The organism is Saltatorellus ferox (assembly GCA_007751475.1).
Taxonomy (GTDB): domain Bacteria; phylum Planctomycetota; class UBA1135; order UBA1135.
In genome coordinates, this window is sequence record CP036434.1 from 2,776,266 (window position 1) to 2,801,215 (window position 24,950).

At 67.4% G+C, this 24,950-nt stretch carries 19 protein-coding genes; 9 read left to right on the forward strand and 10 right to left on the reverse strand.

The genetic code is table 11. The features are described 5' to 3' along the window. Positions 1 to 32: 32 nt before the first annotated feature. The 3 genes from Poly30_RS09925 to Poly30_RS09935 all read right to left on the reverse strand — a co-directional run bounded on the left by Poly30_RS09925 (position 33) and on the right by Poly30_RS09935 (position 3,825). The gene (locus tag Poly30_RS09925; protein WP_145196775.1) at positions 33 to 1,313 is read right to left on the reverse strand and encodes an L-type lectin-domain containing protein; all 1,281 of its coding nucleotides are present in this window, start codon (positions 1,311 to 1,313) and stop codon (positions 33 to 35) included. A 157-nt stretch (positions 1,314 to 1,470) separates the two neighbouring features. Then, a complete protein-coding gene (locus tag Poly30_RS09930; protein WP_145196777.1) occupies positions 1,471 to 2,967 on the reverse strand; it encodes a hypothetical protein in 1,497 nt (498 codons plus the stop codon). Positions 2,968 to 3,000: 33 nt separating this feature from the next. Next, positions 3,001 to 3,825 carry a hypothetical protein gene (locus Poly30_RS09935; protein WP_145196779.1) on the reverse strand — a complete coding sequence of 275 codons (825 nt, stop codon included), beginning with the start codon at positions 3,823 to 3,825 and terminating at the stop codon, positions 3,001 to 3,003. 80 nt (positions 3,826 to 3,905) lie between these two features. On the opposite strand from Poly30_RS09935, the gene Poly30_RS09940 reads away from it, so the two are divergent. Both Poly30_RS09940 and Poly30_RS09945 read left to right on the forward strand, forming a co-directional pair. Continuing rightward, positions 3,906 to 4,988 carry a thermonuclease family protein gene (locus tag Poly30_RS09940; RefSeq protein WP_145196781.1) on the forward strand — a complete coding sequence of 361 codons (1,083 nt, stop codon included), beginning with the start codon at positions 3,906 to 3,908 and terminating at the stop codon, positions 4,986 to 4,988. A gap of 275 nt (positions 4,989 to 5,263) precedes the next feature. Then, positions 5,264 to 6,772 carry a hypothetical protein gene (locus Poly30_RS09945; protein ID WP_145196783.1) on the forward strand — a complete coding sequence of 503 codons (1,509 nt, stop codon included), beginning with the start codon at positions 5,264 to 5,266 and terminating at the stop codon, positions 6,770 to 6,772. Between the two features lie 16 nt (positions 6,773 to 6,788). Here the strand turns inward: Poly30_RS09945 and Poly30_RS09950 are convergent, their stop codons facing one another. From Poly30_RS09950 to Poly30_RS09965, 4 genes are read right to left on the reverse strand one after another with little or no spacing between them, the layout of a single operon-like run. Next, entirely contained in the window at positions 6,789 to 7,322 is a 534-nt protein-coding gene (locus Poly30_RS09950) for a hypothetical protein (protein ID WP_145196785.1), read from the reverse strand. Continuing rightward, positions 7,319 to 9,253, reverse strand: a complete 1,935-nt coding sequence (locus Poly30_RS09955; protein WP_145196787.1) for a hypothetical protein — start codon at positions 9,251 to 9,253, stop codon at positions 7,319 to 7,321. Before Poly30_RS09955 ends, Poly30_RS09950 begins: the two co-directional genes overlap by 4 nt. Further along, entirely contained in the window at positions 9,231 to 9,830 is a 600-nt protein-coding gene (locus Poly30_RS09960; RefSeq protein WP_145196789.1) for a hypothetical protein, read from the reverse strand. The genes Poly30_RS09955 and Poly30_RS09960 overlap by 23 nt, the downstream gene beginning before the upstream one ends. Before the next feature lie 5 nt (positions 9,831 to 9,835). Further along, a complete protein-coding gene (locus Poly30_RS09965; protein WP_145196790.1) occupies positions 9,836 to 10,189 on the reverse strand; it encodes a hypothetical protein in 354 nt (117 codons plus the stop codon). A 353-nt stretch (positions 10,190 to 10,542) separates the two neighbouring features. Here Poly30_RS09965 and ypfJ point away from each other — a divergent pair, with 353 nt between their 5' ends. From ypfJ to Poly30_RS28330, 6 genes are all read left to right on the forward strand, one after another. Beyond that, the gene (gene ypfJ, locus Poly30_RS09970; RefSeq protein WP_145196792.1) at positions 10,543 to 11,436 is read left to right on the forward strand and encodes a KPN_02809 family neutral zinc metallopeptidase; all 894 of its coding nucleotides are present in this window, start codon (positions 10,543 to 10,545) and stop codon (positions 11,434 to 11,436) included. Positions 11,437 to 11,592: 156 nt separating this feature from the next. Further along, on the forward strand, positions 11,593 to 12,054 hold the full coding sequence (locus tag Poly30_RS09975) for a universal stress protein (RefSeq protein ID WP_145196794.1): 462 nt from the start codon (positions 11,593 to 11,595) through the stop codon (positions 12,052 to 12,054). A gap of 94 nt (positions 12,055 to 12,148) precedes the next feature. After that, positions 12,149 to 13,021 (forward strand): universal stress protein, encoded by an 873-nt coding sequence (locus Poly30_RS09980; protein WP_145196796.1) that lies wholly within the window; start codon positions 12,149 to 12,151, stop codon positions 13,019 to 13,021. A gap of 134 nt (positions 13,022 to 13,155) precedes the next feature. Continuing rightward, entirely contained in the window at positions 13,156 to 16,209 is a 3,054-nt protein-coding gene (locus Poly30_RS28325; RefSeq protein ID WP_419191200.1) for a S8 family peptidase, read from the forward strand. Further along, positions 16,206 to 16,727 (forward strand): protease complex subunit PrcB family protein, encoded by a 522-nt coding sequence (locus tag Poly30_RS09990; protein WP_145196800.1) that lies wholly within the window; start codon positions 16,206 to 16,208, stop codon positions 16,725 to 16,727. The genes Poly30_RS28325 and Poly30_RS09990 overlap by 4 nt, the downstream gene beginning before the upstream one ends. Before the next feature lie 154 nt (positions 16,728 to 16,881). Further along, the gene (locus tag Poly30_RS28330; protein ID WP_419191201.1) at positions 16,882 to 17,010 is read left to right on the forward strand and encodes a hypothetical protein; all 129 of its coding nucleotides are present in this window, start codon (positions 16,882 to 16,884) and stop codon (positions 17,008 to 17,010) included. On the opposite strand, the gene Poly30_RS09995 is transcribed toward Poly30_RS28330, so the two are convergent. The 3 genes from Poly30_RS09995 to Poly30_RS10005 form a co-directional block, all read right to left on the reverse strand. Then, positions 16,989 to 18,983 carry a hypothetical protein gene (locus Poly30_RS09995; protein ID WP_145196802.1) on the reverse strand — a complete coding sequence of 665 codons (1,995 nt, stop codon included), beginning with the start codon at positions 18,981 to 18,983 and terminating at the stop codon, positions 16,989 to 16,991. The genes Poly30_RS28330 and Poly30_RS09995 overlap by 22 nt on opposite strands. Positions 18,984 to 19,064: 81 nt before the next feature. Continuing rightward, positions 19,065 to 21,005: an ABC-F family ATP-binding cassette domain-containing protein gene (locus Poly30_RS10000; RefSeq protein WP_419191202.1), complete on the reverse strand. Its 1,941-nt coding sequence runs from the start codon at positions 21,003 to 21,005 to the stop codon at positions 19,065 to 19,067. A gap of 604 nt (positions 21,006 to 21,609) precedes the next feature. Next, entirely contained in the window at positions 21,610 to 23,394 is a 1,785-nt protein-coding gene (locus Poly30_RS10005) for a hypothetical protein (RefSeq protein WP_419191203.1), read from the reverse strand. Between the two features lie 190 nt (positions 23,395 to 23,584). Here Poly30_RS10005 and Poly30_RS10010 point away from each other — a divergent pair, with 190 nt between their 5' ends. Then, complete coding sequence (locus tag Poly30_RS10010) at positions 23,585 to 24,895, forward strand: MFS transporter (protein ID WP_419191204.1); 1,311 nt, start codon at positions 23,585 to 23,587, stop codon at positions 24,893 to 24,895. The last annotated feature ends 55 nt before the right edge of the window (positions 24,896 to 24,950 follow it).

The following is a 24,950-nucleotide window of genomic DNA, read 5'->3' on the forward strand; positions in this document are numbered from 1 at the left end:
GCCGCAGCCGACCCCAGCGGATCCCTGACGGATCAGTTCGTGAAGGTCAGGCTGAGGCCGTCCGAGAAGTTCGACGTCGGCACGCCCATGGACGCGTCACGGAACCAGGCCTGGAAGTTCCAGGTCTGGCCCGCCGATGCCTGCACGAGGCCGGTCGGCGTCGGGATCTGGTTGAGGTCGATGGAGAGGCTGATCGAGCCGATGGTTCCCGAGTTCTGAATCTGGCCCGGACCGACGTAGCGGCCGATGCCGCCCGCGAGGCACAGGTTGCCTGCGCTGCCCGCCGGGTTCATGACGAAGCCCTGGGTCTGGCTCGTGATGAAGAACCCGAAGGCCAGGTTCGGCATGCCGGTCGACGTGAGAACGGTGTCGTTCGTGGCGATGGACAGGGACGACATCGCCGACATCGAGGCGGCCGCGCCCGAGGAGTTCACGTTCGCGGTGCAGTAGTTTCCGCCGGGGCCAGCCGAATCGAAGGTCCACGAGATCACGTCGTGGTTCTCGACGCTCGATCCCGAGGATCCGGTGAAGCCGACGTAGGCCGACGTGCCGCCGATCAGGTTGAGCCCGCCGACCGCGTTGCCGGTGTCGATGTGGGTGCCGCCCGTGCTGAAGCTGTAGGACGTGCTGAGCACCATGACGCCGTCGAGGTACACGTCGAGCGTGCCCGGGACGTAGTGAACGCGCACGGTGTGGTCCTGACCGTCGCTCATGTTTACACCGCCAAGGGCGCTGTTGGGCGCACGGCCGATGGACCAGTCTTCACGCTGGTCGTTTTCGCCGCTTCCGCCGGTGTGGATGCTGATGTGGTTGCCATCCGGATCCATGATCGGTGCGGCGGCTGGCTGGTTCGAGTTCAGGAACGTGTCGATCTCGATGGCGAGGGAGTTGTCGATCGACTCGCCCGGGTTCGAGGTGGGGAAGATCCCGTATCCGATCGCGGATGCGTGGCGACCGATGCCGCTCAGCCCGACGCCGCCGGTGTCGCCGGCGACGAGGTCGTTCTGGATGACGAAGGCCATTCCGTCACCGCCGCCGCTCGCGCTGCCGCCCTGGTTGATGTTGAACACGAAGGTCGTGTCGAATCCGTTCGCGACGGACACCGGCGAGCCGAACCAGGCTGCGCCCCGGTTGCCAGCGCCCTGGGGGGCCGCCTGGTCGTGCACGCGGAGGATCGCGCCGGAGCCCGCGGCGCGCTCCACCAGCTGGAGACCCGCCGTGCTGTTGAAGTCGGAGTACTGGAAGCTCTGGGCGGCGGCGAAGGGAGCCAGAGCGACGATGCAGGCAGCACCGAGTACGGGGCGTTGAATCATGGCAGTAGACGGACCGTGCCGTCGGGGTGAGAGTGGGGGAGGTGAGGGCTCGGCGTTCCGGCCTGCACCTGTGGCATTCTGTACTCAGAAGCTTTCCAGGAAACAATCGGGGCCAAGGTTCATGGCTGTGTCGTCTCATTTTGGGGCCAAGCCCTCCTCAGAGGTGCTTCCGAACGAGTTCCGGGATCATCTGCATGCACTCGACGTGGATGTAGGGCTCGGCCACATCGAAGGTGTACAGGTGGAAATCGCCCACGTGGGCCTCGCTGGCGGTGGTGAAGCCGCGCTCGTTCGTCCACGCCTTCGGCACGCGCTGCCCGGCGACGCTCCACAGGATGGCGTCTGCGCACTCGGCGGTGGATGCGTACGGCGTCTGGTACATTCCGTGGACGAGCACGAACGATTTCTCTCCGCGGGCGGCGGCCTGGGCGAAGCGCTGGAAATCCACCATCTGCGCCGCCTCGGGAGCGCGGACTTCATCGCTGACGACGGAGGCGTAGATCGAGTCCGCAGAGACGAGACCCTGGATGCGATCGAAGTGCGCGGGGTGCTTGAGGAACTCGCGGACGGCCCCGTAGCCCGCGCTGAAGAAGGTGATCACCACGGGCTCGCTTCGGATGGGCCGACCGGCGCGCTCCGAGAGCGCGGCGTCGACCGAGTCGAGCAGATCGGAGAACGCGGCGGGGTCCTCGTAGGGCGTCCGGAACGCACTGGAGAATCCGGCCAGGGTCGAGGCGAGAAGAACGCCGCGCCGCTCCATGCGAGCGAAGTTCTTCTTCGCCGCGGAGACGCCGCCCTGGAAGTGGATGTAGAGGGGCACCGTTTCGCCCTCGGTGAGATCGAGGTCGTCGGGGAGGAACAGCTGGCTGTTCGCGAGCTCGATCGGCTTCCAGCGGGCCGGGTCGATCGCGCGGAGGCCCGGCGTCCAGTCCGCGAGCACGCTCCAGGAATAGGTGCGCTTCCGTGCGGCGGCCTCGCCCGCCGCCTCCCACGTCGAGCGGGACTCGATATCGGGGAACCGCGCCCACGCTGCGCCGGCGGGCTCGCCGACGACCGGGCCGACATGGGAAGCGTGGCGCGGCGCGAAGGCGATGGAGGACGGGCGAGGGGCGACCCTTTCCGCGCGCGTAACGACGGCGCGGTTCCGATCGAGGTACTCGGCGATCCGTCGCCCTTCGAGCGAGGGATCGCGGGATGCATCGGGGAAATGGCCGACGAACAGCGCGCCATCGAGCCGACCGTCCCCGTCGAAAGCGCGCAGCACCTCGCGCAGAGCGAGAGCGAACCGTTCGTCCCGGGGGAGTGAGTCCGGCGAGAGGGTGATCGCGAGCGTCAGGGCTTCGTGGCCGTCCCGCGTCAGCTCTTCCTGGAGCCGGGCCAGGGGGGAGAGAAGCGCCGCGCCGCGCGCGCTCTTCAATAGCAGTCGATTCTCGACGAACACCAGCAGGCGGCGCCGAGCCGGCAGATCCGGCCGATCCACCGGGGGGGACTCCCTCGTCGAGGGCTCGAGGTCGAATCCCAGCGGAACGATCCGCTCGATCTCGACCTTTCCGTCGCGGTCCTGGTCGAATCCTTCGAAGCGAGAGCAGACTTCGGCCGCGGTCTGTGGAACCGGAGCGGCCAGGGAGAGAAGGAGCGCTAGCATGGGGAACATGCCCCCATGGTAGGCCCCTTCGGGACAGCGGGGCTACTTGAGGCCGACGCGCGCTTCGATCTTGAAGGGGACGGTCCGGCGCCTGGGGTTGTCCCAGGCTTCGATCTCGATGGCGGCTCTCGTCCCGAGGTCGGTCTCGCAGCTGAGCGTCAGCTCGGTCGCGTCGTTGAAGCTCATGGTGGAGCGTCGCTCGAGCGGGATGCGGCGACCATCCTCGAGAACCGCCGCGATCCGGGTGATCTCCGTCAGGGCCGAGTTCGTCCCGACGCGGAGTTCGAATCCGTCGCCCCAGGTCGATGGCTCGAAAGCCTGGATCGTCATCTGGAACGGGCCCGCTTCGATGGCGCTCCCGGCCTCGAGGTACATCGGCGGACTCAGGTGAGTCTGCTTCTCGTGGGCGATCGACACGTCGATCGTTCCGCTGGCGAGGACCGAGCTGGCGCCGGGTGCTGGCGCTTGCTGGCTTTCGATTTCGAGGGCGAGCCTGCGGCCGTCCTGGACGATGCGGCTGCCGTAGGTGAAGGGGCTGAACGGCGACCCGGGGTCGACGAGCGACTTCCCGGTGCTATCCTCGAAGCGCGTGACCTTCGACGTATCGCGGTCGAAGCCGATGATCCCTCCCTCCGGGCTGTCGACCACGAGGGCGACGCGCGTCCGGGCGAGCGTGCCCTGGAAGGCCAGGGACGGCATCCCGTTCTCGTCCTCGGCGATGGGATGGTTCACCATGATCCCGGCCGCGCTGGCGGTCGGGAGGGCGCGGGCGGCTGCCTGGAGCGGTCTGATGGACCCCGTGATGACCACGGCGGCGAGGCTCAGGGTGGGGAGCAGGACGAAGGTGGCGGCGCGGAGAGCATTCATATCGGCCCGTTCGGCAAGATCTTTCTAAAGCTTGAGGGAAGTGCAGGCGGGAGCCGGGAGCGCTTGGGAGAATGGGCTTCATGCACCGAATTCCTGGCACTGCTCTCTCCCTTCTGCTCCTTGGCCTCGCCGGCGCCTCCGCCCCTGCGGGCCCGTCTCCCCAGGAGCGTCCGCCCCAGGCCGCGCCCACGGCGCTCCTCGCCGATTGCATGGTCGAGAAGCCGACCGAGCTCTTTCCCGTGGCCTGGGTCGTCGACGGCGACACGATCCACGTCGACCGGGACGGCAAGAGGGAGAAGCTCCGGCTCCTCTCGATCGACACCGAAGAGAAGTACATGCCGAAGAACGACAGCGAGACCAAGCCGTCGACGCGCTTCGGCGATCTGACCGCGGGCTGGGCCCAGGGCTTCTTCATGCCACGCAGTCCGTCGGAGGGCGCGGTGGAGGTCGGCCTTCGCTTCCCCGGCGGCGTCGAGGCGCGCGATCCGTACGGCCGGCTGCTCTGCCACGTCGTGACGAGCGAAGGCGTCGATTTCAACCTGCTCATGGTGCGTACGGGCCTGAGCCCCTACTTCAACAAGTACGGCAATAGCCGGATCGATCACGAGCGCTTCGTCGCTGCGCAGAAAGCCGCGATGGCCGAGCAGCGGGGGATCTGGGATCCCCGGACCAACGACGGCGGGAGCCGTCGCCCCTACGACCGCCTGCTTCCCTGGTGGGATGCGCGCGCCGAGGCGGTGAATGCTCATCGCGCGCTCGCTGCGTCCGATCCGATGCGGTTCCTGGCAGCCGATGAGCCCGATCAGCTCAGCGCCGCGATCGCGAAGGGGCCGCGGGAGGTGACGGTTCTCGCGCTGATCGATCGGTTCTTCGAAGAAGACGATGGCTCGCGAACGGTGCTCCTTCGCGGGGGAGACAAGCGGCGGTCGGTCCGGGTCTCCATCCCCAAGGAGCTGCGCGGGGCGATGGAGAAGCTCGATCTCGATCACTCCTACGAAGACTTCCGGCAGAACTACTTTCTCATCGACGGGACGCTTCAGATGGGCGCGAGGGGCTTCGACCTGGTCGGGGTCGGCGTGGAGGACTGGCGCCTCGCGGGTCCCGAGCCAGCGATTCCCGGGCGTGCTCCGTCGAGCCCCGCGGATCTTGTTCGCCGAAGGTAAAGGGGGCGTGGGGGCCAACGGGCGACTCCCGGAGACGATCTATTCCCGGAGGAAGGGAAGATTCTTCGCTTCGGTACACTATGACAAACCTCGCACGTTCGCCTTCGACCCACTCACTCATCATGCTCCAAAGGTTCACCCCGAGAACCCTCGCTCTCGCCCTTGTGTTCACGCCTGCCGCCGTCGCGCTGAATGCCCTGGCAGCCGCGTCACCAGCTGCGTCACCAGCTGCGTCACCAGCTGCGTCACCAGCTGGCCCGGCCCCCTTGCAGAAGATGGCCAGGACGTACGTGGACTGCCCCACGGAAGGGTTCCGCTTCAAGCCGCTCGACGACTACGACGCCATCCCGGTCAACACGTCGCGCGGCGGCGCCGAGGTCCTTCGATTCGGTGAGGATCAGAACACCATCACGGCCTACGCCGCTCGCAACGCGGAGGTCGACGAGAAGTCCAAGAAGGGGGAGTCCGTCGCCAAGAAGGCGCGGCCCAGCATGACCTCTATCATCGGCGACATCGGCTACAAGGGGCTGAGCAAGAAGATCCTCAAGGAGCCGAAGATCGAGGAGGAGGTCGAGATCTCCGGGCTCACCGTCAAGCACGTTCAATACCAGTGGACCATGGCGGGGGACCCCAAGCCGATCCCGCTGTCGCTCGACGTCTGGAGCTTCCCGCTGGATCACGCCGACATTCACCTCTGCTACTTCGTGACCGAGGAGCTGGAGGGCAAGCTGGAGACCGTGATCCGCCGATCGGCCGAGTCGTTCGAGCTGATCGATCGCACCAAGCCGGTCGAGGTCGATACCAGCGAGCGAACGTACGAATCGCAGATGGCCTGGGCCGAGCAAGAGGCGGCGAAGACGCCCGGCTGGTCCGCGATCGGCACGCCCTCGGAGCGCTTCGTCATCCTGACCAATTCGACGAAGGTCCCCTTCATCAAGGAAGTGGTCGAACGGCTGGAGATCAGCCGCGACGTCTATGAAGCGGACTTTCCGCCTCCCCCCGGCTTCAAGGCCGTGTCCGTCGTCCGGATCTGCTCCAGCCGGGAGGAGTTCCAGCAATTCAGCGGCATGGGCGGAGGTACTGCCGGCTACTTCAGCCCCAGGTCGGTGGAGCTCGTTCTCTACGACGCCCTGGAGGTCGACCGGAACTCCACGTATGCCGTCGTGAGCCACGAAGCGTTCCACCAGTACTGCCACTTCCTCTTCAACCAGTCAGAAGCTCACCGCTGGTTCGACGAAGGGCACGGTGACTACTACGGAGGCATGAAGATCAAGGGCAAGCGCGGCTTCATCACGCCCAAGATGCCGGCCGGCCTCGACCGACTCCGGATCATCCAGCAGATGGTCCGCGAAGAGTCGACCACGCCCCTCGAAGATCACCTGAACTTCAGCCACCAGCAGTGGCAGTCGACCCAGGGCTCCACCGGCGTCGGCGGCTACTGCCAGTCCTGGTCGATCATCTACATGCTGCGCCAGGGCGCTCTCCGGAAGGTCAACCGGAAGGTGTGGAAGGACGAGTACGCGGACATCATCCCGAACTACGTCAAGACCCTGAACGATGGCTTCGAGGCCGCCTACGAAAAGATCCGCCAGGAGCGGATCGAGAAGGCGAAGAAGCGTGACAAGGAACTCGACCCCGAGGAACTCGAGGTCAACCGGTTCGACCTGGACCCCCGCGACAAGCAGAAGATCTGGGAGGACGCCATGGCGGCCTCCTGGGGCCCGATCGACCTCGAAGAGTTCGAGGCCAACTGGAAGCTCTACATCGAGAAGTACCTGAAGTAGGGCTGTCCTGGGCGCTCTACTTTCGCCCCTGGAGGACGAGCGCGCAGGTCCCGAGGGCCGCGACGGCAAACGCCGCTAGCCATGAGGCCCGGCTACTCGTCGGGTCCTCCTCTTCGCGGACTGGTAGGCGCTTCAGTGGAGCCTTCAGCTGAGGCTGGTCATCGCCCCGGTAGGCCGGAAGACTCGCGCCGATGTAGGTGGCTCGATCCTCCAGCATGGCCAGCTGCCTTTCGTAGGCCGCTTCGGCGTCCACCAGCACCGGTGTGAAGCTGGAACGCTGAATGGCACCACGGTTGGCGGCCAGGTTGTTTTCGTCCTCGAAGGCGCCGCTCAGCTTCAGGGGGTCGCTCGGGTGCGAGAGGTCGCGACGACGTTCTTGGAGGAGGCGGAAAGCATCGCTCGAGTCCGGCGAGTCTGCGTGCTGAGTCCCGTCCTCCAGTGGTGTTTCGTTCTGTAGCGCCGATGGGGCGCCCACGGCCACTCCCGCGGACAGCGCGACAGCAGCCACCAGGGGAGCCCATCCGGCCTTCATGGGAAATCGATCGATCATGGCATCACCACGGCGCGATGGGGATCCTCCTGGAGGCGGCGCCATTGGACGACTCGCATGGGGGCGGCTGTGTTAGGCAGCATGTCGCCTACGAAGCCGTCACCGCCGCCGAGGAGGCGAGCGTCATAGTTCATGATGGCCCGGGGCGTGCCGTAGACGATGCTCTCGTTGCGGGCGACGACCGAGCCGTTGATCTCCGCGTTCTGGCTGCCGAAGACCACCCATGCGAAGGCGTGGTTGGTGTAGAACGTGGCGTCCAGGTGGTTCGCGTACATCGAGGCGATGTCCGAGTAGCGCTCGATCCCACCGCTGGGCATGTTGCCGTCCCACTTGGAGCTCTCCAGGTCGTCCTCGAAGGCGAAGTCCGCGACGTTGAGAGTGTCGTCGTACTGCCCGTCTCCGTCGATGTCTTCCCCGGTCCCCGGTATGGCATCGCCCACGCTGAATCCGTCCGGGATCAAGCCCGCGGCTGCGTCGTCAGCGGAATAGTGCTCGACGGTGAACACGCCATCGCCCTCGAGGAAATCGTCGTCCGCCGTTCCCATGATGCCGTCCCGTCCAGCCCTGGTGTTGGCGATGAGGTCCAGACCTGAGTCCTCGCGGGAGGAGTTCATGGGTGACTGGAGCCAACCGTTCACGTAGTTGGACCAGCTGCGCTGGGTGAAGTCTCCCACCACGATGCTCTCGCGGGCGAAGAGCCCAAGGAAGTCAGCGTTCCAGTTCTGCGTGAGCCAGGCTTCGGTCTCGGCGCGTGAGTCGCCGCTGGGCCGTTCAGAGGTCGGGCCGTTGAGATAGCGAACGGAGTCCGGCACGTAGACGTTGCCCCCCGAGTAGATCGTTCCCTGGCCGGTCACGTAGCCGCTGATGATCAGGTCACCGCGCACGACGACCGGACCGTTGAGAACGATCGGGTTCGCAGCGGTTCCGTGCAGGTAGAGGTGTTTTTTCTCGCCGCCTTCGTCGCCAGTGATGCCGTCGGAGACAACCACGCCGCCGATGGTGATGGATGAAGACTCGGTGGTCGCCATCTCCTCGTACCGGCTGAGGTCCGTCAAGTTGGGCATTTCGACCTGATCCTGGAAGTCGCGCTTGTCGGGCGATCCGCCCTGGCCGTCGCGAACGCGGTCGGCGTTCACGATGTCCCAGCCTGACGACAGTCCCTCGCCGTCGACGGCGTCGCCCAGGGACGCGCTGGTCCCGTCGAACGTGGCCGAGTCGAAGAGCGGCTGGCCCGTGATGATCGGCTGATAGCCCCCGATGTCCATCTGGCCGTTGCTTCGCGCGTTGCCATTGACCTCGATGGTGTTGCCATAGAGCCAGCCCCAGTTGTTGACGAAGTACGCGTTGTCGAAGACTTCGCTTGCCTTGAGGGTGTACTCGACCGTGACCTCGATGGAGTCCCAGGCCTGGAGCTTCTCCTTCGGTCCGAGGTTCTGCGGCGCACGCGGGATGTAGCCGGTGGAGGTGATCGTGACCAGGACGCGGCGCGCGCCGTCCTGGCGGAAGGTCATCGACGTGGTGTACTCGCCAACGTTGGCTGCGCCGTCCATCAAGGGCTCTGCATCGAACGTCTGGCGCGTGCTCCCCGCCCCCTGGGGGAAGAGTGCTCGCACGCCGTCCAGAGGGCTGCTGATGCTGTTCTTTCTGACGGCGTCGGCCAGCATGGCCTTGTTCTGCTCGATCCCGGCCTCGGCGATGGCCGTCGCGCGGACCTTGTCGATCGACCGGCGCGAGGCCGTGACCTCCACCCCGGAGAGCTGCGACGAGGCGAGCACGAGCCCGGTCACGCCAACGAAGACGATCAACGTGGCCGCGAGTGCACTGCCTCGACGGCCTGGATCGGCCGAGAGCCGCACCGTGGTTCGGCTCGGGCGCTGCTCAGACCGCCGCGTCTGGCGCTGATCGCCACTATTCATTTCGGATTCGCACATCGAATTCATCCTCTCTTCTGCCCTCGTCGCCCAAGGTCTCGAGTCGAACGACCCAGACCTCCCCTGTACTGTCCACGGAGAAGCGCACCACGTTCGTGGCCATGACATGCATGAGCTGCGTGTCTCCGTTCGTATCGATCACGCGCCGCACGAGTTCGTTCAGGGCCAAACCGCCCTGTTCCACCGCGTACTGGATGAACCAGCCATCGCGGTTGCATGCGGCCTCGTCCGGTGACAACCGCCGGTCGAAGACGCCCCAGGCCTCGGCGCCGCCGCCATTGATGGCGGTCTGAAATCGAAGGGTCGCATTGCCTGCTGCGGGTTGGTCGAGCACCAGCGTCTCGCGGTTCGCCGAGCGCAGCTCGTCCTGGAAGTGATCCGTGAACTCCCGCAGCGTTCCGTTGGACTCCACGTTCATGGAGACCGTGCGGTGCGACTGCTGGCTCGCCTGCGATGACATGAGCAAGACGTAGCCCACGCCCACGAAGAGCGTGCTGGCAAGGATCGTCTCGACCAGAGTGAAGCCCGCGCGGCCCCGGGAGTCTCGGCCGTGGCGGGATGTGTTTCTTGGCTTCACGATTCTCATCCAATCGCCCTCAACGAGTTGACGGTGGCGACGCGCCTTCCGGTCGACTGATCGATCAGCGCAAGTCGGATCTGAACGAGGTCGATGCTCGCCATGAAGGTGGTGATGTCGACGCGGTACTTCGCGTCAGCCCTGGGCTCGGTCGCGAAGATCTGCTGGCCGTTCATGGAGAGCAGGTCCGACGAGGCCACCGCGGTCAGGTCCTCCTGGACCGACTCGAGGAAGAGTGCTCCCTGGGTGAGGTTGCGGGACAGCTTCGTCGAGTCCACGCTCTCGCCCATGGCGCCGGCGGATGCGAGGAGCAGGACGGCCATGATTCCTGCGGCGATGACGAGCTCGACGATGGTCAAGCCCGCGCGACTCTTGGTAGGGGGTCGGTGCCCGTATGCGGGGCAGCGGACCCTGCTGGAACTTCGTATCAATTTCATGGCTCTGGGGGGGCACGTAGGGAGACGCCCACTTGTACGCATGCCCCGACGTGGGGGACTCTTCGTCGCGGCTGGTACGGGCTCTGGAAGGGAATTCGAGGCAGGCCGTGGATGGGGCAGAATCGAGACCCTGGGCTCTCGATCCGGTGCACCGGGGCCTCTTCCTGGCAGTCCGTTTGATGTACCCTGCGTCCTTCTGCGCGCTTGCCTCCCCCGGGATTCCCCCGAAGCACGCCCCCCCCGACAGGAACACCCAAGAGAACGAAGGCCGCGCCATGCAGTGGAAGGGACGACGGAAGAGTGAGAACGTAGTGGATGCAGGCGGTGATGCGTCAGCCGCGCCCAGGGGCAAGCAGGCCGCCGTGGGCGGGGGACTCGGGGTGATCGTGCTCGCCGTCATCATGCTGCTCATGGGCAAGAACCCGCTGGCGCTCCTGTCCCAGCTACCGACGCAAGCCGCGGGGCCTCAGACCCAGCAGCGCGGCGGCGACGGGGTGGTGGCGAACTCCCCCGCCGAGCAGGAGATGCTGGATATGATCAGCGTCGTTCTGGCCAGCACCGAAGACGTCTGGAACGACCTCTTTCGCCAGGGAGGACAGAAGTATCAGGAGCCAACGCTCGTTCGCTTCCGCGACATGGTCAGCTCGGCCTGCGGAACGCAGTCGTCCGCGGTCGGTCCGTTCTATTGCTCCGGAGACGACACCATCTACCTGGACCTGACCTTCTTCAGTGAGCTCGCGAAGCGGCACAGCGCGGCGGGGGATTTCGCCCAGGCGTACGTGATCGCGCACGAGGTGGGGCACCACCTTCAGAATCTGCTCGGGATCACGCAGATGGTCGCGCAGAAGAAGCAGGGCCTCTCGGAGGCGCGAGCCAACCAGTGGTCGGTTCGCCAGGAGCTGCACGCGGACTTTCTGGCGGGCGTCTGGGCCTATTATGCCAAGGAAGAGCAGAAGATGCTCGATCCGGGGGATCGCGAGGAAGCGCTCAACGCGGCCAAGCAGATCGGGGACGACACGCTCCAGCGCAAGGCGCGGGGCTACGTTCAGCCCGAGGGCTTCACCCACGGCACGGCCGCCCAGCGCCAGCGCTGGTTCAAGCTCGGCATGGACACCGGCGACATGCGCGCGGGCGAGCGGGTCTACGACATGCCCTACGAGGATCTGTAAGGGGTAACCCCTACGCACTGCGAGGGCGCTGAACCCGCGCATGTGTCCATGGGCGTGGCGACGGCTCGGCGGGAAGATGGTGAGGCAGACGCGGCATCCGAGCCCGCGTGCACTCGTTCGTCAGACAACCTTGCCGGTCCGTCCCCGGAGCCTCCCATGAACCCGAAGCACATCCTGCTGCCCACCGATCTCTCCGAGCTGTCCCTGCGCCCGATCGAGCGAGCGCCCGAGCTGTTCGAGGGCAAGAAGGTCACCCTCCTGCACACGGTGGAGAGCATCCCCGTGATGGCGACGGGCTCGCCCTTCGCCCCGCCGCTCGAGGATCCGGCCGTCGGGCCGAAGCTGGAGGAGGCCAGGGAGTCGCTCCAGGAACTCGCCAAGACGTTGCCCTCGAGCCGTGAAGTGGTGGTCGAGGCGATCAGCTGCCGCCACGGGGGCAAGGACATTGCCCGCTACGCCCAGGACCATGACGTGGACCTGATCGTGCTTTCCACCCACGGCCGCACCGGTCTGCGTCGCTTTGCACTCGGCAGCGTCGCCGAGTCGATCTTGCGCCATGCCACGATGCCCGTGCTGGCGTTCCCCGCCAAGGAAGGCACCTTCGACGAGGAAGAGTAACCCGGAATATGGACCACTCGATGGCGTGGGCAGCCCCCGCGCTTAAGGTGTTCTACAGGTTTATCCATTCTCCCTTCCGTAGCTAATCGAGGTCATGAGCCCATCCATTTTTCCACAGGCCGTGGTAGGCGACGACGGCCGAATCGGCGGTGACTGCGCGCTCGCAGCCGCCGCGTTCCTGCACCAGCGACTCGGCACGAAGACCCACGTGGTGCATTCGATCGACCTGCCCATGGCGCACTCGGGAAGCCACCCCGAGGAGGTCGCCACGATGCGCGCCGAGGTGGCGGGTCGGGCGGAGACCTGGCTCACCGACCGCGTGAAGTCCAAAGTGGGCGACGGCGCCACGTGCCAGGTAAAACTGGGGCGCCCGTCGGAGGCGCTCCTGCGCGCCGCCCGCTCGCTTCCGGCCGATCTCATGGTCGTCGGGCCGCACGAGAAGTCGGGCTTCATCGACTTCGGCGGCACCCAGCGCAGCGTGTTCGGCAACCAGGTGGCCCACGTCTGGAGTCAGCCCAAGCCGGACGTTTCGGTCCAGCGGATCCTCGTGCCCTTCGCCTTCGACGAGAAGTCGGAGGCGGCGATCGCCATGGGGCTCCGGCTCGCGGGCGCACTCTCCGTCCCCCTGATCGTCATTCACTGCAGCGAGGCGATCGGATTCGTCGATCCCATGCCCGCCTACGCGGGCGACGCGGGCATGCCGGTCTACGTGATCGACGCCATCCACGACGCGGCGAAGAAGCGCTTCGAATCGTGGTTCGAGAGCTACGCATGGGGCGATGCCGACGTGGAAAGCCGCTTCATCATGGGGAGCCCGTCGCTCGCGATCATCGAGGAGCAGCGCCCGTCTGACCTGATGGTCATGGGCACCAACGGGCACACGGGGGTCGCCGCCGCGTTCCTCGGGGGCGTGACCTACAGCGTCCTCAAGGAGCACAAGGGGCCGATCCTGGCCATGATTCAGTAGTCGGGTGGCCGAGACGCTACGCTGTTGGCTCAGCGTGCTCTCGTCCCCCCTGCACCGGCCTCTCGTCGGTGTCGCTGCGCGCTGGGTTTTTCCAAACTCCAGGTAGCGTCCCCGAACGGGCGGCGCGGCGATCGATGATTCGACTCCTTGATTCTGGCCGGCGGCGAGGGTTCCTCCTCGCCGGTGTGCTCGGCCTCGGGCTTTCTGCGTGCGGTGGCGGCAGCGACAGCGGCGGCGATCCCGGCGCCGGCGACCGCCTCACCGGCACGCTCAGCGTTCTCGCCTCGGAGGACACGGTCCTCGAGGCCGAGCCCAACGACGTGCTCTCCCAGGCCCACATCCTCGGCGAGCTTCGCGCAGGCCAGACGAAGACGGTCGTCGGCGCGACCGCGACGACGGATCAGGACATCTTCCAGGTCGTGGTGCCCGAGCGCGCCGAGATCGCGGTCAGCCTGAACGGTCAGGACGTGACCTCGGACATCGACGTCTACTTCTTCGATCCCGTGAGCCTCCAGCAGGTGGCCGCGTTCGCGAGCAACTCCTCGTCGGAATCCGGCGCGATCGTGGCGCGCGGGACGTTCCTGGCGCTCGTCGAGGCCGCGGCCGGCAGCTCGGACTACGAGTTCGTCATGACCGCGAGCGCACCCGGCGCATCGATTGCGGAGGTCGAACCCAACGACAGCGCGGCGGCCGGTCAGTACGTCGGCATGTTCGACAACACCGACAGCCTGACCTTCACGGGCAATGGTTCCGGCGCGAGCAGCGACTTCCTCCTCCTCTCGGTGGCGGAGGCGTCGACCTTCAACGTCTCGCTCTCCTTCGACGGAGCCGAGGACTACGACGTGTTCGCCTATGACGTTTCGGCGAACCTCGGGAGTCCCCTGCTGATCGATTCGCTCACCGGCATCGCCGTTCCCGAGGTGGGCCAGATCGATGTCAGCGCCATGACGCTGGTGGCGCTGGAGATCCGGCCGATCAACGGCGCGGTGTCGGCGTACACGCTTCAGCTAGACGGCAATCTCGCGCGCCTTTCGGGTGGGAGTCAGGCGGGCACTGCGCTGGCTACCCCATTGGCCAGGCTGTCCACGGCGGCGCGCGGATCCAGGCTGCCGTCCAGGTTTCCGTCGTTCCGCGGCGACGTCATCGTCCAGCTTCGCCCCGATGGGGACGTCTCCGGCGAGCCAGGCCTCTCCGGAGCCAGCGCCAGGATGGGCCGCACGGTCCAGCGCCTAGACGACGTCGTGCGCTCCTTCGGCGGCCAGGTCGTCGACGCCGTCCCCGACGGCCCCGGCAAGGTGCACTTCGACCTGCCGGCGGAGCTCTCGGACGAAGAGGCCCAGCGCTACACGTTCGCGCTCGCCGCGAGCCTGCGGGGCAAACCCGACGTTCTCATCGCGGAGCCCGACTTCGTCCTGACGGCGTTCGCGGCGCAGCAGACTCCGAACGACCCGTTCTACAACCTCCAGTGGCACTACGAGCAGATCCAGCTGCCCGCGGCCTGGGGCCTGACCACGGGCAGCGGCACCGTCCGCGTGGCGGTGCTCGATACCGGTTCGGCGCCCTCCAGTGACCTCCCGTTCGGCACGGCCGGCGGCTACGACATGATCGCGGATCCGTCGATCGCCGGTGACGGAAACGGCCGTGACAACGACCCGACGGACGTGGGCGACTCCACCGGCATTCAGCCCTCGAGTTTCCACGGCGCCCACGTGGCGGGCACCATCGGCGCATTGAGCGACAACAACAAGGGCGTCGCCGGAGTGTCCTGGCAGAGTTCGATCTTCCACGTGCGTTGCCTGGGCAAAGGGGGCGGCTCGACCTTCGACATCCTGAACGCCGTGCTCTACGCGGCCGGGCTTTCGAACGCCTCGAACCAGACGACGACGCTCGCACACGTTCAGAACATGAGCCTCGGTGGCGGCGGCTTCAGCCAGACCTTCCAGAACGCGATCAACGACGCGACGGCAGCGGGCTCCCTGATCATCGCGGCGGCGGGCAACGAGAACAGCTCCTCGCCTTCCTACCCCGCGGCCTATGGCAACGTGATCTCGGTCGCGGCCGTGGACTACGACCAGCGCCGCGCGCCGTACTCGAACTTCCACCCGACCGTCGACATCGCGGCCCCGGGCGGCGACGTCTCGGCGGACCGCAACGGCGATGGCTACGCGGACGGCGTGCTCTCGACGAAGCCGGACGACTCGGTCACCCCGACGAACTTCGAGAACTACAGCTTTTACCAGGGCACGTCCATGGCGGCGCCCCACGTGGCGGGAGTGGCGGCGTTGATGCTGGCGCTCGATCCGACGCTGACGCCGGCGGAGCTCACGACGATTCTGACCTCGACGGCCACGGACCTCGGCGCGGCGGGCCGCGACAACCTCTATGGAGAGGGCCTCGTCAACGCGTTCGCGGCGTGCCAGGCGGCCGCGGGCGGCGGCGGAGGCGGCGGACCCGTGCTGTCCCTCGACGAGTCGATCGTGCTGTTCCAGACGGCCACCGGTACCCGCCGCGTAGGAGTGGCGAACGTGGGGGACGGGCTGCTCGACGTGACGAGCGTCTCGGCCACCACGAACACGGGCGGCAACTGGCTCTCCGCGAGCCGCGTGATCGTGCCCCAGGCGGGCTCCACCAACACGTCCGCGGTCGAGCTGACCGTGAGCGCCAGCGGACTCGCGAACGGTGTCTACTCAGGGTCGGTGACGGTCCAGTCGAACGGTGGGACGGCCATGCTCGGAGTGACTCTCTCACTCGGCGGATCGACCACGACGACGGCCTACGAGGTCTTCGTGATCGCGGTGGACGCTGTCTCCTACAACTCGGTGGCCCAGGACGTGGTCGTCACGAACGGTTCCCTGGGCTACGCGCTGAGCGGTGTTCCCGCCGGCACCTACATCATCGTGGCGGGCACGGACGAGGACGGCGACGACTTCATCTGTGACGAGGGCGAACCGCTCTGCGGCCTCTACCCTTCGCTCGGCCTTCCGGTGGAGGTGACCGTCAGCGAGACCGGAACGATCTCCGGCCTCAACTTCCCGCTGGAGCAGGCGACGTTCAGCTCCGCTTCTGTCGGAGGCCAGCAGGGCTTCCGCCTTCCCGTGTCGCACCTTCGAGCGAAGGGCGATGACGCCTCCACGTCCGACACAGACCTCGACAACCCCACGGCCGCTCTTCTGGAGGCCCACCAATGATCCCCACCTGGATTCTCGGAACGACCGGCGCCGCCGTCGCTCTCTCCGTCATCGTGCTCGCCGCCTGCCGTTCAACGAACCAGGGCGCAGGCGCCCCGGGCGAGGAGCCCGCGCCCCAACCCCATGAGGTCCTCGTGCTGGAGGACCTCGGAACCGGCGCGACGAGCGGCATCACGGCGGCGGGCCTCCACGTCGTGCGCGATCAGGCGTCCCTCGACGCGCTCTGGAAGAAGCACATGCGCCTCCAGCTCCCGACCCCGCCCGCCCCGGAGATCGACTTCGAAGATTCGATGGTCGTGGCGGCGTTCGTGGGCCAGAAGCCAACCGGCGGCTACTCCGTTCGGATCGAAGAGATCGTGCGCATGCCAGCGACCGCGAATCAACCCGGCCGAATCGTGGTCCGCACGTCAGAGACGCTCCCCGATGAGGACGCGATGGTGACCCAGATGCTGACGTCACCGTTCCACATGGTGCGCGTCGAGAAGGCGGACGGAGAGGGCGTGCTCGCGGCCGACTGATCGGGGTCCTGGTCTCGTCTCGTCGGGCGCGGCGACTCGATGCCGTCGGATGACGTCATCGGTGGGGGCGGGATACGCCTGCGTGATCTTTCTTCGGGTTTTTCCGAGGGAAGATGACGCGCCGTGCGAGATACGAGCAGAGGCCGAGCGAATCGTGCCTCTGCTCCTCATCGTCTACGCCCGCATCGAGCTTCCCGAGCACTTCTCCGACGTCTCCATCTCCGAGGGGATGACCGTTCAGGTGACGCCGCGCTCGAACGCCTACTGCGGCAGGCGCATGTAGCGCACCACGAAGTCGTTCGTGTCCCCGTCGCCGTTGAAGTCCGTGCCTTCGAGGAACTCCTCCGTCAGGAACGCCGCGAACTCCGCGTCGCCCGTGCCCGTTTCGACCGAGTCGCTGTTCACGTTCGTCGACGTACCCATCAGAGCGCGCTGGAACGAGTTCACGAGGCTGAAGCGCTGGACCACGAAGTCGTTCGTGTCACCGTCGCCGTTGAGGTCCGAGTTGCCCTGGTCCGCCTCGCTGACGCGGTGGAAGCCGATGTTCTCCTCCACCGTGATGCCTGCGTTGTTGCGGGTCGTCGCCGTGGCGACGCCGGGGAAGGTCAGCTGGTTGCCCGTCTGGATGCGGGGGATCGTCGGGACCGAGTCAGCGGCGTCGCCGTCACCGTTGAGGTCGCCGTTCCCGCCGCCGATCGTGCCAAAGTTCTCGGAGAACGCGGCGAAGAAGCGGCTGGAGCTCTCGGGATCCTCGGCCATCCAGGTCACGCCGACCGGGCGCGGGTTGGACGCACCGTGCATGAAGTTCCAGTTCTGGCTGGCGTTCGACGGGTTGTGGGCCGCGATGACCATTCGGTCCACGCCAGGCTCACCGTCATGATCGCGGCCATCGGCGGCCTCGTCCACGCTGATCACCCAGGTGTCACTCAGGCGAACCACGCCGCCCGAGCCGCCAGCGACGGCCGTGTCGACGGCGAAGAGCCGCCCGCTGTTCGTCACGGGCAGGACGGGGTCGGCGGGGTTCGACGCGTCGACCCAGCGGAACACCGAGTCCAGCGAATCGCCGTCGTCGTTCAGATCGCAACCGCCCTCAAAGGCCTCCGGCGAGACGACGCCCACGAATCCCGATCGAACGGCGTACGCCGTGGCGGTGCCCGCGCCGACGAGTCCCGTGTTCTTGGCGGCGGTCCCCATGGTCAGATCGGTGAGCTGGAACCAGTGAAGCACCGCGTCCGCCATGTCCGTGTCCGGCACGCCCGAGCAGTTCGCGGGCTGCCAGGTACCGGAGAAGAGCGCGGGGTCGTTCAGGTTCTCGTTCTGCGCAGCTTCGTCCACGAGAAAGGCCACGAGCCATTCCCCTCCACTGGAGATCGGAACAGCCGTCGGGGTGCTGGCGGAGGCGATCGGCAGACAGCTGCAGATCGCCTCGGGCGTATCGGACCCTGCGTCCAGGACTCCGAAGATGAAGCCATCGGTAGCGTCGCCATCGCCGTTCAGGTCGCCCTCGAGCCCTTCGTCGGAGAGCAGGAAGATGACGTCTCCGTCGCTTCCATCGAGTTCGAACGTGATGCCGTCCATGCTCGGATCGATCGTCGCCGGGACCATCGTGGGAGCCCCGGGCACCGCGCCGCTGCTGGCCACGGTGACGACCCGGAGGTTCGACTCCATGTCGAGGGTCGGCGCGGTGTCACTCGCGTAGGTGAGCGTTCCGCCGATCGAGATGGCGGCCAGTCCCGTGGGGGTCACCGTGTCGAGGAAGACCGGCTCCGTCGCGTTGGGCGTCAGGTAGAGCAGCACGCGATCGGTCATGTCCGTATCCGCGTTCCAGTCGCGTCCGTCGGCGGACTCGGAGACGACCATGAACATCGTCCGACGAACGAGGTGCAGCGCATCCGCCGCCACGTCGAGGATCTCCCGCGACTGCGTGGCGGTGTTCACGCGAACGGCGATCGAGTCGAGCGTATCCCCGTCCTCGTTGAAGTCGGTTCCACCGGCTCCCTGGCTGGCTTCCGAGATCCGGTAGGCCAGCCACGGGCCGTCCCCGAGCAGGGGAGTGGTACTCGAAGCGGCGGCATGCCCGGTCGAGCGCACGACGAAGGCGTTCGGGTCGGGGTCGTCGCTGTCACTGGAGCAGGCAGAGGCTGCGAGGACGATGCCTCCGAGGAGGCCCGCCCGAAGAACGGACGCGGCAAGCCGCTGGCCAGGAACAGAGGTGGGGGCCAAACGCGCGCGGTTCGCGCCAGTGGAATCGATCATGGGAGTAGGCGGCGCATCGCGCGCCGGGTTGGCTCGACCGGGATGGGTGGTCACGCGCATACCCTAACAGGTCGCGGGCCGCTATTCCCTCAAGCCCTCCAGCTCCTCCCACCGCGCGTAGGTGGCATCGAGGGTCGCCTGGGCCGCATCTCGCTCCTTCTGGAGCGATTTCGCCAGGTTCGGATCCGTTCCGACCTTGTAGAGGTCGCCGCTGGCCAGCTTCACGTCCAGCTCGGCGACCACGGCCTCCTGGGCCGCGATCTTGCCCTCGATCTGGGCGAGTTCCTTCTCCTGCCAGGGGGTCAAGCGAGCCTTCTTCGGCTTCGCGGCGGCCGTGGCCGCCGGCGCCGCTGCGGGCTCCGCTTTCTCGCTGCCGCCCTTGCGCTGGCGCACCGCCGCGAGGCGGTCTTGCTCGCGCTCGGCCGCGATCCGCTTGATCAGGTCCGCGACGTCCCCGTGGTGGAGGTACGTACCGCCCTTGCCGTCCACGTAGAGGATGTGGGTCGCGATCCGGTCGAGGAACCAGCGATCGTGGCTGACGACGATCGCCGCGCCAGGGAAGACCGAGAGCGCCTCCTCCAGCGCGCGCAGCGTCGCGAGGTCGAGGTCGTTCGTGGGCTCGTCCAGCACCAGCATGTTGCCGTCGGCCAGGAGCAGCCTCGCGAGCAGCACGCGATTGCGCTCGCCGCCCGACAGCGTCTTGACCGGCGATGTCCGCATCCTCGCATCGAAGCCGAACTTGTCCAGGAAGCTCTCGATCCGGACGGTCTTGTCGCCGACGCGCACCACGTCCTGCTTGCCCGCGACGTTCTCCATGACCGTCGCATTCGGGTCGATATCGACGCGCTCCTGGTCGATGCCCATGAAGCGCACGGTCTCGCCGATCTCGCGCGATCCGGCGTCGGGCTGCAGCATCCCCGTCACGATCTTGACGAACGTGCTCTTGCCCGCGCCGTTCGGCCCGATCACGCCGAGGCGCATCCCCGGCGTCATCTCCAGGTCGAGGGAGTGGATGATCTCGCGGTCGCCGTAGGCCTTGGAGATGCCCTTCATCGTGACGACGCGCGTGCCGAGGCGCGGGCCCGGCGGGATCATGAATTCGAGGTTCGCGGGCGAGATGTCGGGCGCGGCGTCGACGAGTTCGTCGTAGCGCTGGATCCGCGCCTTGGACTTGGTCGTCCGCGCGGGCGGGCCGCGGCGGATCCACGCGGTCTCCCGGCGCAGGAGCGTGAGGCGCGTCGCCTCCAGGCGGTTCTCCGCGCTGATGCGCTCGGCCCGCGCCTCCAGGTAGTCGCTGTAGCCGCCGGCATACGAGTGAAGTGCACCGCCGTCGATCTCGACGATCCGATCGACCACGCGCTCGAGGAGGTAGCGGTCGTGGGTGACGAGCACGAGCGGGCTCTTGGTCTCCAGGAACCAGTCCTCCAGCCAGTCGGTGACGAAGGCGTCGAGGTGGTTGGTGGGCTCGTCGAGCAGGAGCACGTCGGGGCGGCCCACGAGGAGCTGGCACAGGGCGACGCGGCGGCGCTCGCCGCCGGAGAGAGAGCCCGCGAGGGCCTCGGGGTCACGGATGTCCAGGGCGTCCAGCGTCGCTTCGATCCGGTGCTCGACGTCGTGGCCGCCGCGGGATTCCAGCTCGCGCTCCAGGTTCTCCAGCCGCGTGAGCAGGCGCTCCAGGGCGTCGCCCTCTGCCGTCGCCATCTTCGTGTGGACCTCGTCGATGGCCGCGAGGGTCTCGGCGCGGCCGGTCAGTCCGTCCCGGACCACCTCGCGGATGCGGCGGGTGGGGTCGAGGGCGGGCTCTTGCTCGAGGTAGCCGACCCGGTGGCCCTTCTTGACCGTCACGACGCCCTCGTCCGGCACCTCGGCGCCCGCCAGGATCTTGAGCAGGGAGGACTTTCCGCAGCCGTTCCGGCCCACGAGGCCCACGCGCTCGCCCTCGCCGAGTTCGAAGTTCGCGCCGGAGAACAGAGTGCGGTCGTTGAACCCCTTGGAGCCGCCTTCGAGGCTGATGAGCGTCATGGCGCAGAGCATATCGAGCCCGCGAGTAGGGACAGCCCGAAGATCGAGGGATCGCTCGGGGCCCGGTGGTGGGGCCAGGGGGGGGGGGCGGGCCACTCTCCGATTCATCCAGGAATGCGATATTGCCAGAAAAGTGAGATTGACGGTTACTGGTCGGGGCGGGCGGGGTACAACGTGTCAGTGGACGTCAGCTGGCCAACGGCCATTCCCGACAATCGCTTCCCAACCTGCTTCCCACGGCTCGAGCCGATCCGGTCTTCCCCGGTGAGCTCGAGGGCCCCGCGGCTGGCTGGCGTCCACGCTCGCACTGCTCCTTGTTCCGATTCCCATCCCGGCCCCGACTCCATTCTGGCGAGCGCGGAATTCCTCCCAAGAATTCCAAGGTCGCTGTGACCCCGGCCCGATCGCGGGGTACTTACCAGCAGAACCGGTCAGCCGTGCCGCTTCCTCGCACGCGGCGCCTCTGACTTCCGCTCTGCAGTCCACGCCCGGCCGTCGCTTCCCGCGGCCGAGCCACCGACGACTATCGATATCTGTCTTGGGAGAGGCGATGTCGATTCCCTTGAACCAGCCGCCGCTTCCCGCGGCTGCTGGTTCATCTCTTTCAACGAGAGGTGAGAACCGCCTCGAACGACGCGCCGGTCCCGCTCAGTTCCAGGGAGCCAGCCCCGGAGCGGGCCTTCTCTTCTTCAGGGACCCTGAGGTCGATGGCCGCCTCGCTCTGGCTGCCCGCTCGCAGCGTGTAGAGGCCGCGCGGAACGCTTCCGAAGTCGAAGGTTCCGGCCGCGTCGAGGAAGGCGATGGGGGCGGCCCGCGTCATGAACCGGCGCTGCTCCATGATGGCTTCCTCGCTCGCGGGCACGAGAACGATCAGGTCGCCGACGCCCGCGTTCTGCGGGCTCCGCTTCCAGGTCCCGGAGAGTTCCACTCGGTCGCCGGGCACGATGACTCCCGCGGCGCTCCCTGCGCCCGGCTCCGGCCGCGCCAGGCTCACCTGGTCCGCCACCGAGTCGACCAGGCAGAGCGCCACGGAGTCCGCGCGGATCCCCTCGACGTGGATGACCCCATCCGCGCCCGTGATCCCACGGGCGAGCAGCGATCCCGGCGCGGCCACGAGCACCTCGACGTACGGGCGCACTGCGCCTTCGGCGTCGCGGACCGTGACGGCTGCTTGCCAGGCCGCTCCGCTGCCTGCGCCAGCGACGAGGACGCGGCTGGGCGCCGGATGTTCGATGCCGGTCAGCATCTTCATGCCCTGAACCGTGTTCGACAGGAAGGAGAGGCCCCCGCGCGCCTGATCGATCCAGCCGCCCGCCGCCTCCGGCAACCGGATCTTGAGGCCGGGATCCACCGTGAACAGAAGTTCCATGGGCGCACGATCCACGAAGCGTTCAGCGCCTTCGACCTCGTCCGGGAGTTCGAGGGCCGGGAGTGCCAGCGGCACGTCGACCGCGCGCAGGAGCTGCTTCGGGAGCCTCATGGGCGGGATCTCGGAGGGCGCGTTCGCCGCTCCCGTGACGACCGCGATGCGCGAGGGAAGGCGCAGCGGCGACGCATCGAAGGCGAACTCTCCGATGACCGTGCGGCCGTCGGGGGCGAGGGCCTCGATCCGCTGGAAGGGGATCATGTCGAAGGGCGCCAGGAGCCGCGTGGTGGGGCCCTCCAGGAAGCGAACCGCCACGCTGGCCGTTCCGCCGGGGGCCACGGCGACCATCAGGGGGCTGTCGCGGGTGAGCACGGGCGCGCCGACGTATCCCTCCTGGTAGAGGTAGACGGTGCCTCGGCCGGCGGGGACCCGGAACGAACCCGAGCCGCCGGTGAAGCTTCCGCTGGCGACGACGTTCCGGTGGCTTTCGGGCTCAGGCCGCTGGTCCAGGAACGTCGCGTGGAAACGGTCGCTTTCCCTGGCGCCTGCCACCTGCACCTGGATCGTGCCGCTCTCTTCGACCACGCAGACGATGTCCTCGGACAGGTCATAGACGCGCGGCTTCGCGCCATCGAGGTCAGCCCCCGCGTTCTCGTCGATCAGGCGCTTTCCGTGCACGTAGCGAATGGCCCAGGGCGACCCGCCGTCCACGGTGGCCAGCCGGAGATCGATCGGCGGACGCTTGATGTCCTCCAGCGAGATCCGGCCCTCGTCATCGCTCGTCAGAAGAAGCGGCAGGTCCGACTCGCTGAACGTGCCCAGCTGCCGGTCGACGATCTCCAGCGTGACGCCTGCCACGGGCTTCCCTTCGGGATCGACGACCCGGAGATCGGAGGTCGCGCTGGCGATCGAGGCGCCGTGGAGCGCGACGACCAGCGCGAGAGTCCGCGCGGAAACCGCCATGGAGACCCGTCGGAACAGCTGGCGGGGCAGGCGGGAAGGAGCGGCCGGAGTGCGATTCATGGGGGCAGGATACCGGTGTGGGAGTCGTGGGAGTGGAGATCCGCGCGTTCTACCGCGCGGTCCCGTCTCGGTTTCGCGACCCGCCGCAGCGGGGCGCCGACTCCGAGCCGCCACAGGGGACTTTCGGACGGAACGGCAGGATCGGTGGCAACCCACGCGGGTGCCGGGCACTCTCTTCGCTCCTCTACCCATGGAATCCAGCTGGAAACGCACGTACTGGGTCGTCTGGACCGCGAATCTCGTCACCTCGATCGGGATGATGAGCTTCCTGCCCTTCTTCCCGAGCCTCCTCAAGGAGATGGGGCTAGAGGGCGAGAGCGCGATCAGTTTCTGGTCGGGCCTGTGCTTCGCGGCCGCTCCGCTCTCGGCGACGTTTTCGGCTCCGATCTGGGGCGCGCTCGGCGACCGCTTCGGGCGCAAGGTGATGGTCTGTCGCGCCATGCTGGCGATCGCGTTCTTCGTCGGCGGGATGGGCTTCGTGCAGACGCCGCTGCAGCTCCTCGCGATGCGCCTGGGCCAGGGGCTCTTCTCTGGCTTCATCCCCCCGAGCATCACGCTCGTCAGCATCGCCGCGCCCGCGGACCGGCAGGGCCGCGTCGCAGGTAACCTCGCCACGGCGCTCGCGATCGGCGGGCTCATCGGGCCCATGTTCGGCGGCTTCGTGGCGACGCTGCTCGGGAGCCGCAAGTCCGTGTTCTTCGTCGTCGGCGCGCTGGCCTTGATCTCGGCCGCCGTCGTCTGGTTCGGCGCGGAAGAGGACGTGTCGAAGCGCCAGCAGAAAGGCGAGGGGCCGCGGGGCGTCCAGGCGACGCTCCGGCAGACCGGTCGCGACATCGGCGACGTGCTCGCGAATCCCGCGCTGCGCGCGACCGCGCTCGTCGTCTTCGCGCTCCAGTTCGGCCTCGGATCCATCAACCCGGTCATCGAGCTGCACGTCGAGTCGATGTTCGCGGGGGCCGACCTCCAGGGCAGCGTCTGGGAGACGGTCACGGAGTTCTTCGCCTCCGACGGCACGACCCTGGAGGAGCGCGCGCAGACCCTCGCCACGAGCCTGCTCTTCGGCGTGATGGCGGTGGCGAACCTGATCTCGCTGTCGGCGTGGGGCCGCTACGGCGATCGCGTGGGGCATCGCCGTGCCCTCCGGAACTGCGCGATCCTCTGCGTCGTCGCGCTGGGCCTCCAGGCAGCCACCGCGTACTACCTCGTGCTGCTCGCGGGTCGCTTCGTGATGGGCATCGCGATGGCGGGGATCGGTCCGCTGGCCTTCGGGCTCGCGGCGGGCCAGGCGTCCCAGGAGCGCCGCGGCGGCGCCTTCGGCGTCGTCTTCTCGGCGCGCACCTTCGCGGTCGCGGTGGGGGGCACGTTCGGAGGCTTCCTGAATCCCTACATCGGAATCCGGGGCGTGATGCTCCTCTCGGCCGCGCTACTCGTGGGGACGGTGGTGCTGTTCCGGCAGTCCCGGAGCGAGGATGCTTCGTCGAAGGACCTCCCGCTTCGCTGAGCGAAAGCGACCGAGACGGGCACCTAATTTAGGAATGCCTATTCGCAAGGGGCTC